General features: G+C 32.7%; 13 protein-coding genes (1 of these 13 running past the window's edge). 5 read left to right on the top strand and 8 right to left on the bottom strand.

The genetic code is table 11. The features are described 5' to 3' along the window. Positions 1–109: 109 nt before the first annotated feature. The gene (locus LEP1GSC059_RS09545) at positions 110–799 is read right to left on the bottom strand and encodes a TetR/AcrR family transcriptional regulator (protein ID WP_002180006.1); all 690 of its coding nucleotides are present in this window, start codon (positions 797–799) and stop codon (positions 110–112) included. A 413-nt stretch (positions 800–1,212) separates the two neighbouring features. Beyond that, the gene (locus tag LEP1GSC059_RS09540; protein WP_017213446.1) at positions 1,213–1,821 is read right to left on the bottom strand and encodes a lytic transglycosylase domain-containing protein; all 609 of its coding nucleotides are present in this window, start codon (positions 1,819–1,821) and stop codon (positions 1,213–1,215) included. A gap of 55 nt (positions 1,822–1,876) precedes the next feature. Here LEP1GSC059_RS09540 and LEP1GSC059_RS09535 point away from each other — a divergent pair, with 55 nt between their 5' ends. Continuing rightward, the gene (locus tag LEP1GSC059_RS09535; RefSeq protein WP_002179918.1) at positions 1,877–4,189 is read left to right on the top strand and encodes an ATP-binding protein; all 2,313 of its coding nucleotides are present in this window, start codon (positions 1,877–1,879) and stop codon (positions 4,187–4,189) included. After that, positions 4,186–4,845, top strand: coding sequence for an LIC_20245 family lipoprotein (locus LEP1GSC059_RS09530; protein WP_036057406.1), 660 nt, complete (start codon positions 4,186–4,188; stop codon positions 4,843–4,845). The genes LEP1GSC059_RS09535 and LEP1GSC059_RS09530 overlap by 4 nt, the downstream gene beginning before the upstream one ends. Positions 4,846–4,897: 52 nt before the next feature. Here the strand turns inward: LEP1GSC059_RS09530 and LEP1GSC059_RS09525 are convergent, their stop codons facing one another. Further along, a complete protein-coding gene (locus LEP1GSC059_RS09525) occupies positions 4,898–5,290 on the bottom strand; it encodes an Hsp20/alpha crystallin family protein (RefSeq protein WP_002179744.1) in 393 nt (130 codons plus the stop codon). A gap of 104 nt (positions 5,291–5,394) precedes the next feature. Next, positions 5,395–5,823: an Hsp20/alpha crystallin family protein gene (locus tag LEP1GSC059_RS09520; protein WP_002180045.1), complete on the bottom strand. Its 429-nt coding sequence runs from the start codon at positions 5,821–5,823 to the stop codon at positions 5,395–5,397. A gap of 204 nt (positions 5,824–6,027) precedes the next feature. Here LEP1GSC059_RS09520 and LEP1GSC059_RS09515 point away from each other — a divergent pair, with 204 nt between their 5' ends. The 3 genes from LEP1GSC059_RS09515 (at position 6,028) to LEP1GSC059_RS09505 (ending at position 9,766) form a co-directional block, all read left to right on the top strand. Continuing rightward, complete coding sequence (locus LEP1GSC059_RS09515; RefSeq protein WP_017213449.1) at positions 6,028–7,920, top strand: PAS domain S-box protein; 1,893 nt, start codon at positions 6,028–6,030, stop codon at positions 7,918–7,920. A 281-nt stretch (positions 7,921–8,201) separates the two neighbouring features. After that, complete coding sequence (locus LEP1GSC059_RS09510; RefSeq protein WP_002179774.1) at positions 8,202–8,939, top strand: LytR/AlgR family response regulator transcription factor; 738 nt, start codon at positions 8,202–8,204, stop codon at positions 8,937–8,939. A 179-nt stretch (positions 8,940–9,118) separates the two neighbouring features. Next, positions 9,119–9,766 (top strand): hypothetical protein, encoded by a 648-nt coding sequence (locus tag LEP1GSC059_RS09505; RefSeq protein ID WP_002180014.1) that lies wholly within the window; start codon positions 9,119–9,121, stop codon positions 9,764–9,766. A gap of 242 nt (positions 9,767–10,008) precedes the next feature. On the opposite strand, the gene LEP1GSC059_RS09500 is transcribed toward LEP1GSC059_RS09505, so the two are convergent. From LEP1GSC059_RS09500 to LEP1GSC059_RS09480, 4 genes are all read right to left on the bottom strand, one after another. Further along, a complete protein-coding gene (locus LEP1GSC059_RS09500) occupies positions 10,009–10,209 on the bottom strand; it encodes a YgaP family membrane protein (RefSeq protein ID WP_002179936.1) in 201 nt (66 codons plus the stop codon). Positions 10,210–11,002: 793 nt separating this feature from the next. Continuing rightward, on the bottom strand, positions 11,003–11,791 hold the full coding sequence (locus LEP1GSC059_RS09490) for a magnesium transporter MgtE N-terminal domain-containing protein (protein WP_002179715.1): 789 nt from the start codon (positions 11,789–11,791) through the stop codon (positions 11,003–11,005). Continuing rightward, the gene (locus LEP1GSC059_RS09485; RefSeq protein ID WP_020980679.1) at positions 11,788–12,699 is read right to left on the bottom strand and encodes a hypothetical protein; all 912 of its coding nucleotides are present in this window, start codon (positions 12,697–12,699) and stop codon (positions 11,788–11,790) included. The genes LEP1GSC059_RS09490 and LEP1GSC059_RS09485 overlap by 4 nt, the downstream gene beginning before the upstream one ends. Positions 12,700–12,719: 20 nt before the next feature. Continuing rightward, positions 12,720–13,695 carry the 3' portion of a 1-acyl-sn-glycerol-3-phosphate acyltransferase gene (locus tag LEP1GSC059_RS09480; RefSeq protein ID WP_020980657.1) on the bottom strand. It continues 167 nt past the right edge of the window, so the window shows 976 of its 1,143 coding nt (coding positions 168–1,143); its start codon lies beyond the right edge, outside the window; it ends in the stop codon at positions 12,720–12,722.

Below are 13,695 nucleotides of genomic sequence, written 5' to 3'. Positions count from 1 at the left end.
GATTTTTTGTGTTTAAAATTTGATCAGATATATTGAAATATTTTACTTTTTTAAAGTATAGAAATCTTTACTTGTAAAGTAGTTCTACATATCATATATCAAACTAACGTTATCTAGACTTTTTTTTAGCTGTTTCCGGTTCTAAACCTTTTCTAAAAATTCTTGAGGCTTCTTTGATGGTGGCTTGAATTTCAGTGTGAGGTATTTTATATACACACTGGCCCATAAAACCTAAAGCAAAAGTAAGAGAAGAGATCGCATAAGCAACCGATTTTAAGTCTGCCTTAGAATCGATTTTACCTACTTTTTTAAACTTTTCCAATTCTCCCATAAATTCGGGAATGATTTTTGTATAAATTTTCTTTTGAATGATTCGACTTACTTCAGAATCTAAAATGACCTGACTTACTGCAACTTTCATAAAGTCTTCGGCTTCTTTAAAGTCTTTACATTTACGACTAATCATACGTTGAAGACTTGTTTCTAAATCCAAATAACTTTCTGAGTTTTCAGAAATGCGATTAGAGTTCTCTTTTTTGATTTCTTCTGATCGAGTGAGAATCGCTTCTAAAAGTCCTTTTTTATTTCCAAAGTATCTAAAGATCAAAGCTTCATTTGCATTTGCAACCTTTGCTATGTCTTTAGTATTCGCTCCATCGTAACCTTTTTTTGCAAAAACTTGAATAGCCGCTAAAAGAATAGCCGTTTCGGTAGCGGCCCGATCTCTTTTGCGAATCATCGCTTCAGAGATAACGTTATCTTTTGTTCGTAAGTTTATCTTTGATTTAAGCGATTTCATTTTGCTCCCTATAAAAGTTAAAACGGTAGATAGTGTCACTCACTATTTCGAAAAAGTAATTGAATCTATTTTAAATAGTCTATGGGATCTAAATTGAATATGTTTAAAGATTATTAAACTATTATACATCTTTGAACTTTTAAAACGCAAAAACTATCATACAATTCATAGATATGAAAAGATATTTTTTAATCCAAGCCATTCGTGTCTGAATTTATAAAAAACGACTTTCTATTTGAATTATTTTACAAAGAAAAAGAAATCAATACGGCTTGATGGAAGGGTTCGTTTGGATTCTAAAGTAACCGTTAAATCTGAAAAGGATATTTGTTTTTCTTGAAATAAGATCAAGCAGTTATTAAGTTTATTTTAAAATTAGAATATACGATGTTTGAAATATTATAGAACGGGTTTTATTCAGTCTTTGAAGAATAAAACTTTTTTACTTTTTCCACGTAATTACGAGTTTCTCTGTAAGGAGGAATTCCGGAGTAACGATCTACGGCGCTGGGACCAGCGTTGTAAGCAGCCAGAGCGTGATCTAAATTCTTGTATTTGTTCAAAAGGTCGCTCAAAAATTTAGTTCCTCCTGCCACGTTTTCCGCAGGATCAAAAGGGTCTTCAACTCCAAGTGAATCTGCAGTGGAAGGCATGAGTTGCATTAGACCGATTGCGCCTTTGGGAGAAACCGCATCTGTTTTAAAATTAGATTCTGCTTTGATAACACTCTGAACCAGTCTAGGATCAAGATTGTTTTTTTCGGATTCTTGGTGGATAATTTTGGAGAGACTTGGTTCTATATTTTTTAGATCTTTGCCGAAACTTTTTTCCTTTTCAAAATTGGAAATGGATTTTTCCCGTTCCGCTTTTAAAATAGAGTCAAATGTTTGTTCTTTTGATTGAATTGGAGCTTCTTTTACAAAACGATTTTCGATTTCCTGGATTCTACTTAAGACCAATTGTACGTTTGGAATTTCTTCAATTCTCATATTATGTCTCTCGGAAGATTCTTCCAAAATCATGATCTTTTTTTGACTTTTTCAAGGGATTCTTGATAAATCAGCAGCTTAGGAAATATTGTCTTTTGTGATTGAAATTGCCGTCACATCCAGAATATCCGCGTTTCCAATTTTATATGCTAAATCTAGAGGTTTTTTCGAAAAGGAAGGAATTCAGGTCCAGATTCGAGTTTTAGAAAGTTACGACGCGATTTTAGCTTTTTTAAGTTCAGGAAAAATAGAAGTGGGAGAAATCCCGTTTACCACTTGGTTAGATCTTCATTTAAAAAAAACCGTACCGAACAAATCCATCGTTCGAGGAATGATTCTCTCTCGAATGATTCATTCTTTTTATTCCAGATACAATTCAAGCACAGATTCTATTTTGGAAGGGACTTCGTATTTAATACCCGTATTACAAAATACTTCGGTGGATAAACTACTGGCTCGAGAGTTTATAAATTCTAGTCGGTTTCGTAAAAAAATTTCTTATAAGTTCATTTATTCCAGATCTTATCTTTTAGAATATGAATTTGCACAGACTACAACTCTTGGATTTATCGGTTCAGTTCAAGAGTTTCACTTTTTAAATAACGGATTTAGAATTTCAGAAGGCAGAGATTTACCGCCGTATCGTCTTCCGGTCAACATACTTGCGTTTAACGGAAAGTTTGCGAAGACATATCCGGATAAAATCAATAAGGTCCAGACTGCTTTGTATCGTGCAATCGAAGCTTTAATTGAAAACACGAGTGATTCTACAGAACACGTAATTCAGGAAAACATACCTGGTTTCAAAGTGGAGTTGGAACAACTTCATTATTTTTATAAACAACCTTCTCAGGACCTAAAAGAGATTCTTTCTCCGGTTGCAACACTCGAAGAGTTAAATTATTTAGGAAGTATTTATTGGAGAGCTATAGAACATCTAACGGATCCTCCGTCGGTTCTTTTAGAAGCTCTTGATTTGGCCGCTAAAGATCCAATTCCTACATATCCCGAAGCGTTGAAAGTAAAAAAGACAGCACTGATGGAAGAACACTTCCGCAGAGAAGACGAATCCAATAGAATCTTGGAAAAAGCTGGAGATCGAAGAGAGTTAGGAGATTTAGTTTCAGACATTCATAATTTGGTTTTGAATATCTACAATTCTAAAAAAGGAGTACGTTTACCTATATTACCTCTTAAAGGAACTGCGTCTGCAATCAGAACTGGAATCAATTCCATATTAGATTTTTTATTTCAAGATATTCGTGCTCAAGAAGTCCGATCATCTGCATTTGAAAACGTTCTGATGATGCAGGGACTCGAGATGGATAAAAGAAATATAGAACTTCAATTCTTGGATGATCGTTTTAATTATTTATTTGAGTTTTCTCCTATTCCGGTAATTTTATTGGATTCTGTTTCTGGAACGTTGATTGCGGGAAATTATAATTTCCGAAGCCTGACCGGTTATAGTAAAGATAACGTGCATAATTTGAAACTAGAAGATCTGTTTCCTGGTATCAAGGAGATGGGAGATTGGTCAACTCCGACTAAGTCTTTGGAAACGATGCTTCGTGTGGATCAAGCAAGAATGAAGTTGAGGGATAAGTCGGAGATGGATGTTTCTTTGAGTATCACGGCTTTGTTTGAAAGAGCCAGGAAGATATATCAGGTTCATATTTTGTATGACTCTGAAAAAAAAGAAACGGAGCAGGCTAAACACGAATTCATTTCTAATATCAGTCATGAACTACGTTCTCCGATGACAAACATACAAGGTTACTTTGAACTTCTAAGAACTGAGATCAACACTTCCTTATCCAACGATCAAAGCGGTATGTTGGACGTGATTGAAAAAAACATCAAACGACTCAATCACCTGATAGAAAATCTTTTAAAATTTGAGGAAGTTCGTGGAGAAGATAACTCTGGTTTGGTTGAAAACTTTGATCCAGCTTTGGTGGTTGAGGAAGTGTTATATTCAAATGAACCTTCCGCAAAAGAAAAAGGTTTGGTTGTAGAACTCGATCTAATCAAAGGATTGAAGGTTCGTGGGATTCGTTTCGAATTTTCTCAGGTGATTACAAATCTTTTCGTAAACGCGATCAAATATACAGAAAAGGGAAAAATCGAAATCAAAATGGTAAAATTCACCGGTGATAACAAACTGGAAATTAATATCAAAGACACAGGAGTAGGAATCGATCCTAAATATATCGAAAAAGTGTTCGAGAGGTTTTTCCGAATTCCAAACGATCGAAACAAAAGGGTTGGGGGCACGGGATTGGGGCTTTCGATTTCTAGAACAATTCTTCACAAAATGAATGGAGAAATTACTTTAGAATCCAGAGTGAATGGAGGGAGTAATTTTAGAGTTTTTTTACCTCTGCAGTCTTCTAAATGAACAAAAAAATATTATATTCAATTTTATTAATTTTCTTATGTTCTTCTGTGTGTTTGCTTTTCTTAAAAGAAGAGAAAGTTTCCAAAAATGATTCTTCTGAAAGTATAAAACTGTCAAACGGGCTCAGTCGAAGTACCATAATTAGGGAAGAAAACTCTCTATTTGAATCCGGAAATTTTTTGAACTTTACCGAGTCGGAAGACTTGTCTTTTTCGAAGGAAACTTCAGAAACAACGTTGTCAAAGAACGGATATTCTAGTTTGTCCCTTGAGGAAAAAGATAGAATTCGAAAAGAAGTGATTCAAAGACTAAAGTCATTTGCAGATCGTTTTCCAAACAATTCGCTGATTCCTAGAGAGTTGACTAAAAAACAAGAAGACAAACGTAAAAAAGATGAAGAAAGAATGTTTGAAATTCGAATGGCACTGTTGGAAGGAAGGGAAGTCGTAAGACCTGAAATGGAATTTTATTTGGATTCTAAAATCAAAAAAACGGAAGATATGGTTGAGATTTTAGAGTATAGTATGAAATTTTTTCAAGATTCTCGTAAAAATGATCAGGGTTCTTCTTTAAAACTTATGGAAGAACGTTTAGTTTCTCTTCGTAAAAGTACGGAAGAGTTGGTTGTGGCGAAAAAAAAATTAGAAATACCTTAAACCTACATAAAAACAAAACTCCACCAAATTATTATTTGGTGGTTTGATTAAATTAGTAAACTTTAATTTTCAATTTTGTTTGCTCGGACTCTTGTTTTTTCGGGAGTTCTAATTTTAGAATTCCGTCTTCATATTTTGCTGAAATTTGATCCGATTCGATTATTTGTGGAAGATTGAAAAAATGACTAAAAGAAGAATAGTTCAATTCTGTTTCAGATAAACTTTTTTTGGAAACTTCAACCGAAAGAAGATTTCCATTTAATTCAATTTTAAAATCTTCCTTTTTTAAACCAGGTGCTGCACATTCCAGTATATAACGGTCGAACATCTGATGTACATTTACATCTGGAGAATTTAAAACCCAATTTTTATGGATAAAATTATCCCAGTCTTGAAAAAAAGGATCGATGTAGTTTAGATTTTTTGTTTTTGTAAGATGGCCCATAGCAGACCTCCTTTTGCAGGTCTTAAATTTATCGTTATTCGATTTACCAATTTAGGAGAAATTCAAGTTAAATGCCGCCAAATTATTGTTTGGCGAATTTGTCGTTATTCAATATTAATTTTATGTTCTAATTTACCCGCCTCTGCTTTTTTTGGAAGACTAAGTTTTAAGATCCCATTTTCGTATTTCGCGGAAATTTTATCTTTATCAATTGTTTCCAGTAAGTTAAAAGAGCGAGAAAAGGAAGAATAATTATATTCTCTTTTGCTGTAGTGTTTATTTTCTTCTTTAGATTCGTTTTTTTTCGTGGCGCTGATTGTTATTAGGCTCCCGTCTAAATCAATTTTGAAATCTTTTTTTTCCAGGCCCGGAGCTGCACATTCTAGTTCATATCCGTCTTTTGTTTTGCTTACATTAATAGCGGGGATGTGTCTGACGCCATTCCTATGAAAATTATCATTCCAGTTTTGAAAAAAATGTTCCATATCATTAAAGTTTAAAAATGGGTCTTGTACTTTCGTAAGACTATTCATTGAAAATCTCCTTATAGTTGTTGTTTGTGAAAAATTTTATATCATTTTGTTTTAGGTCCGTCAAGACACGTTGGGATAAACCGTTCGGAATTGATTGGATTCTGCGGATTTGCAGGGTTTTCGGATTTATATCTATATTTTTATTTCATTATTATGATAGATTCTGATCGAAAAAACCGTAACTTCGAACGAAAATAATCTAAGATGAAAAAAATCGAAAGAGAATTAAAACAACTAACATTGACAATGGATTTTTTAAAACTATTTTCCACTTTATGTGGGGATAATATTTCTTTGGAAAAATCCCTTTCAATAACTTTGGAGAGATTATCTGTCAAAGTTGGAAACATATATAGCCAAATTTGGCTTTTTGATTCTCATTCTGATTGTTTTATTTTGAAAGCTGACTTGAGCGATTCCTTAATAGAGAATGTATTGGAAGAAAAAAAACTCTCTTTAACTTCTTTATTTAAAACAGATCCAAAAGCGTGGATACTAAACTCTAAAACAAATAAGAATATTCTATGGAAAAATTCATTAGATCTCACATATTCGATTCCCGTTGAATTGAGGGACCGATTACGATCGGTTCTAATTGTTCCAGTTTTAAAAGAGAATGAAATTATGGGGACCTTTCTTTTGTATTTTGAAAAAGATAGAATAATTGAAACGGAAACTATAGATTCTTATTTAAATTGTATCAATCAGTATTTTGGAGATTTGATTTCTGAAAAGAGAATATTATGTTCTTTGCAGGAAAGTGAAGAAGGTATTCGGAAAGTTTTAGAAAATATGCCAGTTCTGTTTATGGCAGTAGACAGTTTTTTTCGAATTGTTTCTTGGAATCTTGAATGTGAACGGGTTTTGGGATATACAAAAAAGGAAGTGATTAATAAAGACGAATTTATACAGGAAATATTATTCAAAAAATTGAATGTTCTTCCTTTTAGTGAAATTAATTCTAAAATTTTCAATTCTGATTTTAAAAGTTGGGAATTGGAATTTTTTGCAAAAGATGGAAAAACAAAAACTATATCTCTTTCTAATTTATCTTGTGAATCTAGTTCGGAAAAATGGTTTGTAGGAGTGGATATTACTCCAACAAAAGAAATTGAACATGAGTTAACAGGTTCTTTGAAAGAACTTTCTGATTTTCAAACCGCATTGAACGCTGTTTCGATTGTTGCTTTTACAGATCGAACCGGAACGATCATATATGTAAATCAGAATTTTTGTAATATAAGTGGATATTCGCGGGATGAACTACTAGGACAAAATCATAGGATCATAAATTCTGGGTATCATTCTAAAGAATTTTTTATAGACCTTTGGAAAACAATTTCTAAGGGAAAAATTTGGAAAGGAGAAATTAAAAACAAGGCAAAAGACGGAAGATTTTACTGGGTAGACACGACTATTTCTCCAATTTTAGATAAGAAAGGAAAACCCTATCAGTATCTAGCGATTCGAAATGATATAACTGAAAGAAAAGAAACCGAGGAGAAGGCAAGGCACGCAGAGAACAATCTTAAAGCATTTCAAGATCGAATGAGTCCACATTTTTTATTTAATACTTTAAGTATTATTCATTCGTATTTGCAGACTAATCCGGAGATGGCCGATTCCGCCATTTTAATGTTAGCCGATAACTATCGTTTTTTGACGGATCACGCGACCAAACAACTGATTCCTTTTGAAGTAGAATGGGAATTTATGCAAAATTATCTTCTTTTATTAAAACTTAGATTTTCTGATTTTTTAGATATACAAGTAGAAAAGACAGGAGATTTTTCCAACTGCCAGATTCCTCCTTTGACTATTCAGCCAATTGTAGAAAATTCTTATTTACATGGGTTAAGAAATAAGAAAGGAAAAGGTAATATATCGGTTAATGCATTTACCAATGAGAGAAAAACTTACATAGTGATCCGTGACGACGGGGTCGGTTTAAAATCGGATCAGACACATTCCAGAACTCTTATAAACATATCAGAGCGTCTTAAATTTTATTTTTACGAATCAGAAGTTAAAATCGAAAATCACTCGCAAGGTGGTACTTTAGTTAGTATTTCATTTCAAAATCCTAAATTTAAATAAGAATTTATCCCAAAATCTCAAAGAATTTTATGCGATCATTCTTTAGAAATTTTTAATAAAACGCAGTAGCTCCTATAAATTAGTTCACATGTGGCACTTTGCAAACTTTCGAGTAGTTCTAATCTTGTTAAATTTTGCAGTAACTCTCACATTTTGAGGTTTTGGGACAAGTTCAAAGTAAATAATTGTTCTTCCACCAAAGTTTACTAGGTTTTAAATTGTTTTTTCGTTTGTATTTTGGTATGAATACCTGCATTTGAAATTTTGAAATAGGTTAGATTATGACTGACGCCAAAAGAGAATGGAAAACGTTTATCGTTGAAGACGAGGCTCCCACCAGAGAATTACTAGTTAATTTCTGTCTTTCCCGTCCGGAGTTGAAACTTTCGAAAGTGGCAAAGGATGGAGAAGAAGCGTTGGAGTATCTTCTTTCCGAAAAAGTTGATCTTGCGTTCTTTGACATCAATTTACCATTACTTTCCGGATTGGATATTCTAGAACGATTAGAAGCCCCACCTTATATCATTTTTATAACTGCGCTTCGAGATAAAGCCATAGATGCCTTTGAGATGGGAGCTATCGATTATCTTTTAAAACCTTTTTCGAAAGAACGTTTTTATAAAGCGGTTGACCGAGCTGTTGGCTTTTTAGAAAGAAAAGCGGAACCGGTTGTGAAGAATTTGTTCAATGAACACGGACTATTTATACTTGAAAAAGAAAATCATTTCTTAATTCCCTACAAAGAAATCAATTATATTTCGTCCAGGGATAATTTCAGTTTAGTGCATACCGATTCCAGAGAATATGTAACGTATAAATCTTTGAAAAGTATGGAATCTAAGTTACCGCCCTCTAAATTTTTAAGAATTTACAAACAATACATCATAAATTTAGAAAAACTTTCTCATCTTCAAAGTGATAATATGGGAAATTATATTGTTTATTTAAAAGATGAAGAGGAAACTCAGTTACCCGTTGGGAGAAAATATATTTCTAAGATCAAAGAGTTGTTAGAGTAAGGTTTTTGAAAAATTCTATCATAGTTTTCACCTAATGTGCTAAAGTTGGCAAAAAGTTCTGTTATTTTTACCCTCTTAGTTTGCAGTAAAACCCATATATTTGCAGAATTTCCCTTCGCCAGTTGACTTTTGTTGGATTACACGCTTAGAATATCGAATCCAACAACAGGAAGAATATTATGCAAACTTTAACTGTTCCAGTAAATCAAATCAAAATCAGAGGAGATTTACGATGTCCGAAAAACTCTACGTTGTTAGTAATTATTGTATTAGGAGAGAGGAATGAAAGATACTACAACCAATTCATCCAACTTCGAGACATTTTGAACGAATGTACAATTGCTACTTTTTTTGTACCTGAATTATTAACCCAAGATGAAAAAAGAATTGCTGCAAATCGATTTGATGAATCTTTATTAGCAGATAGATTGATTCAAATAACTTCTCAACTTAGAAGTTTACCCGAGACAAGAGAATTACAATTTTCTTATTTGGGTCTATCAAACGTTGCAGATAGAATTTTTCGCGCGGTGTCGATTTTAAAAGGGGAAATTGAAAGTCTGGTTTTGATTGGAGATGGTTTGCCTCCTTTAAATATGGTATTTAGTGAAATTTCAGTTTTGAATATTCTAGGGGAGCTAGATTTCAAAAGTATTGAATCTAATCAAATATTCTTAAATCAGATTCATACTCCATTAAAACGTCTTTATCTAATTCCCGGAACTCATAGTCATTTTGACGAACCGCAAAAATGGAAATTGGTTTCGAAAACAGCGTTACGTTGGTTTAACAGTCCTGAGAACAGGAATTTAGAATTTGCAGAATAGAAATTGCTCAGAGGAATGTATAGAGTCATAGTAGTGGGGTTTAACAAAACTGCTTCATTTTCTATTTCAATGCAACGGAAACAGTTGAAGGATTAATTTTTCAACAACTCTAATATACTTATCTGATAACTAAACCGAGTTTTTATATCTGCACTCAAAATTGCGGCACTCTATTGAATATTTCTAAGAATTTTGCATTAAACCGAAGTTTAAAAATAAAACTTCGGTTTATTGAATCGGGATTATTTTTTTAACGGACAGGTATTGAATCCTAAAATAGAATACATTGGGCACCATCCTACCAATCCGGTTCCTAAGGGAATGAGACCTACAACCATCATTCCAATTCCAACCGAACCTTGAAACCAATATCCAAAACCGATTAAACCGATACCGACAATAATTCGTAAGATTCGATCAATACTTCCTTCGTTCACTTTCATATATTTGTCTCCTTGGAGAAGTTCTTATCTATTATAAGAAACTAAAAAAGATCATTTAGCAACAAATTTAGAAAATAAAAAAATATTTCTCAAAGTTTATGTAAGGGATTTAATTTTAAAGAAAGATGAAGTATTAATTCATTTTTAAAATCCGCGAACAATTTGTGTGAGTCTTTTACAGTATGAATCTGAATAGTAAAGTTTGGCAAATATGATTATAGAGGCACAAAGTATTTCTTTTTACAGGTTGGTTAGGAAACATGTTGTTTTAACTTCCATATTTAATCGTTTTTGCTTATAGCATCTATTGATTTTCGTTAAGAATCAGTGAAATATCGATTCTTTTAAAAAGTGCACTATATTCTGATTTACTCAACTATCCATATTAACTTTTTTAAGTAGATTCGACATTTTAAGTTTTGAAACAAATTCAGCATAAGTATTATTTTCGTGCGTCCGAGTAATCCATATCAAAAATAAATATTAAGCTGATTTGTTTAAATTTATAATAGAGTTGTTGAAAAATTAATTCTTCATTCATTTCTGTTTCATAGAAACAGTTGATTGAAGCAATTTTGTTTATCTGAACTATGAGATTCTTCAACAACTCTAATAAAGACTTTTTCAAAATTGGAATTTGTGGGAATTTTCACAAATTACTACTCAGATGCATGAAAATGGTATCGAAAATTAACGGATAATTTTTTTAAAAATAACGAAATCTTCTAAAAACAATAAAATTTAGTTTTAGCAATTCGATATAGACTGGAGTGTTGGCTTTTTATTAAAAATATTAGAATTTTCTAATATTTTTCTTCCAAGATGCGGTTTTCTTTTTAGATTGTTTTGGGATTTTTTTAGAGACTTTTTTCTGTTTTTTGCCTGATGTGGGTAATCCCGGAAGTTTCATTCCGGAAATTGTATATGCAAGTTCAATCAATTCTTCTAAGCCTAATACGTCCATGATATGAATATTTTTTTCAAAACCTAGAGTTCTTAAAAATACTAAAAGATTTTGAACACCAAACGCTTCGATCAGTTTGGGAATATCTTCGATGCCTCTTTTGCGAACCCAAATCCCAGATTGTTTAGGAGTCAATTCTCGAACGATAGGAATTAGTTGAATGGTAGGAACTATTAAGGAAAGTTCAATGAAATTTTGAATTCCTACTTCGTTTAACAATTCGATAGATTTTTGTGTTCCTATGTTTTTTAAAAGTTCGGTAGCAGATTCTTTCCCGGTTTTCAGAGACATCTCTGCAATAAACTTAGGGGGAATCGAAGTGGACAATAAAATAAGGTCGTCCATAGGAATACTATTTGCAAAATACGTAATATCTTCTGGAGGAACTTTCGAAATAAGATCAATTAATATTTCTTCCGGAATACGGTTTAAAAATTCTATGATCGTTTTCTCGTTCAGATTTTGACTGATATAAAGAAGATTTTTATGATCCACTTTTTCGGAAATAGAGTATAACTTTTCGTAACCTAAAGAACGAAATAGCTGAAAGGATTTGCCAGTACCTAGTTTATCCAGGTATTCCAAAGCCTTACTGATTTGGTTGATTACTTTTTTCATCCCAGTATGTCCTCTAAAAGACCGGCAACCAGCTCTGTCAGAGGTTTTTGTTTATGAATGGCGAGAATGTTTTCGGCGACTGTTTTAGAAATTGAGTCCCTAAAAAGAATGTATTCCTTTTCGGAATAACCTAAAAATTCTTTCAGAGTTTCTCCTCTGTATTCATTTAAGATTGTGTCTCTAAAAGTTTCATAAAGTTTTTCTAAATTCTTTTCTAAAATAGGATCTTTAGAAATTGCTTCCTTAAGTTCTTCCAGATGTTTTTTAAAGTCAGAAGATTCTAAATGACCTAAATCGGAAAAGCCGGTTTGAAAAAGAATTTTTAACGTATTAGAAATAAAAATTTTACCCGCTTCACTTTCAGAAGAGTTGTGGATCATTTCAGCGATCTTTTCGGTAAAACCAGGAAGTAAAGTGGAAAGAAAACCTGAGATTTGTTTTTCAAAACCAGCGGCTTGAAACATACCCGCAAGAGGATTGAGTTTTTTATTAAATTCTAATAGTATCTTTTCTAAACCTAAAGAAAACATCTCTTGAATGGGAGATTGATTTAGAATTTTCATCAGAAAAAATTTGGACGGAGCCGCTACGGTCCCGGCGGCGAGCTTTAAAATCGCTTCTTGGGTTTCTAAACTCATCGCATCCGAAGTCGAACGGAAAGCAAAAGTTTCTTGGATATTAATTTCTTTTAATATAATTCTGATCTTATCTTCTGGAATTTTAACACCACTTAAGGACTCCAAAGAAAAAGAAATTTTCTCGGGCATTAGTTCTTTGAGAGTAGAATTAAATAGTAGGTCTAAGATCCGATGGATGCTTTTCTGTAATTTTTCTGGATCTTCGATCCAAATTTTTGCCGCGGATCGAAAATTTTTTTTTGAGGAAAATAACCGCTTCCAAAAACCCATTCTGATTTCATATCCTTGATTTAAGTTAAAGAAAGAAAAATTTTATCCAACTCGGATTTATGATAAGTAAGTTGATTTGAATGATATAAAAGTATATTTCTTTTTTTTAAATTTCTAATGTCTCCTTCTTGCTGAATCAGTTTTTCGGTTCCGAGCACCTCTCCGTTTCCGTTCAGTTTTAGAAGTTTATTTTCTAATCCTTTTTTTAAAATGTTCTGAAAGTTATTCTCCAAATGAGAGGAGAATAACTTTCCAGAAACGTGGATTTCTTTTCCTCTTCTTTTGATTTCTGTAGCGAAATTTTGCAACCGTTTGAAAAGTACTTCTTTCCCGATCGCTGCTTCGGTATTCAGTCGCATTAAAATCATCGAAAGAAGATTGCCTGGAGTAACTACATAATTTTTTCCTAGTCTTTCTTTTACGATGTTGATTACCTCGTCGCTATTTGCATTTTCGGGAATGTCAAAATTCGCTCCATAGGCGATGTGAAGTTGTGTTTTTTTTGCAGAAATATAATCGTATGTGAGGGTGAACGAAATAAAATGAACGTCTTTGATTTTTGTCCGAATAAAATAGACACCTTTTTTGATTTGATTCAGATAACCGTCATGATTGTAGGTTCCTTCTGGAAATAAAAAAAGATTTTTACCGGAAGAAACTCTTTCGACTAAAGAATTCCATTCTTGGTCGACCATGTTTCTAAGTTCTCCACTTTTTAGAAGTTCTCTAGCGTTGTCTCGAAACGGACGTTTGACTGGAAAACATCCGATGTATTTTAAAAAAATTGGAATTAGATTTGTTTTATCGATCATTCCTAAAATCAATTTTAAAGTACCTTTGGGTCTAAACTCTTTGATTAAAAAATCTTTTTTTAATATGTCTTCCCTTGCAGGAATTGCAAATTTAATTTTTGGTTGAACCATTCTATGAATCACGGAGAGAGCGGGGACGTCTCCTTCTTCAACGTGATTGCCCATAATGATGGTAGGATAGGGG

This window comes from Leptospira noguchii serovar Panama str. CZ214 (assembly GCF_000306255.2).
Lineage (GTDB): Bacteria > Spirochaetota > Leptospiria > Leptospirales > Leptospiraceae > Leptospira > Leptospira noguchii.
This window is presented reverse-complemented; position numbering and strand designations above follow the sequence as displayed.

Coding starts and splice junctions, on each gene's coding strand:
- LEP1GSC059_RS09545 (WP_002180006.1), bottom strand. CDS start 799: ATGAAATCGCTTAAATCAAAGATAAACTTACGAACAAAAGATAACGTT.
- LEP1GSC059_RS09540 (WP_017213446.1), bottom strand. CDS start 1,821: ATGATTTTGGAAGAATCTTCCGAGAGACATAATATGAGAATTGAAGAA.
- LEP1GSC059_RS09530 (WP_036057406.1), top strand. CDS start 4,186: ATGAACAAAAAAATATTATATTCAATTTTATTAATTTTCTTATGTTCT.
- LEP1GSC059_RS09525 (WP_002179744.1), bottom strand. CDS start 5,290: ATGGGCCATCTTACAAAAACAAAAAATCTAAACTACATCGATCCTTTT.
- LEP1GSC059_RS09520 (WP_002180045.1), bottom strand. CDS start 5,823: ATGAATAGTCTTACGAAAGTACAAGACCCATTTTTAAACTTTAATGAT.
- LEP1GSC059_RS09515 (WP_017213449.1), top strand. CDS start 6,028: ATGAAAAAAATCGAAAGAGAATTAAAACAACTAACATTGACAATGGAT.
- LEP1GSC059_RS09510 (WP_002179774.1), top strand. CDS start 8,202: ATGACTGACGCCAAAAGAGAATGGAAAACGTTTATCGTTGAAGACGAG.
- LEP1GSC059_RS09505 (WP_002180014.1), top strand. CDS start 9,119: ATGCAAACTTTAACTGTTCCAGTAAATCAAATCAAAATCAGAGGAGAT.
- LEP1GSC059_RS09500 (WP_002179936.1), bottom strand. CDS start 10,209: ATGAAAGTGAACGAAGGAAGTATTGATCGAATCTTACGAATTATTGTC.
- LEP1GSC059_RS09490 (WP_002179715.1), bottom strand. CDS start 11,791: ATGAAAAAAGTAATCAACCAAATCAGTAAGGCTTTGGAATACCTGGAT.
- LEP1GSC059_RS09485 (WP_020980679.1), bottom strand. CDS start 12,699: ATGGGTTTTTGGAAGCGGTTATTTTCCTCAAAAAAAAATTTTCGATCC.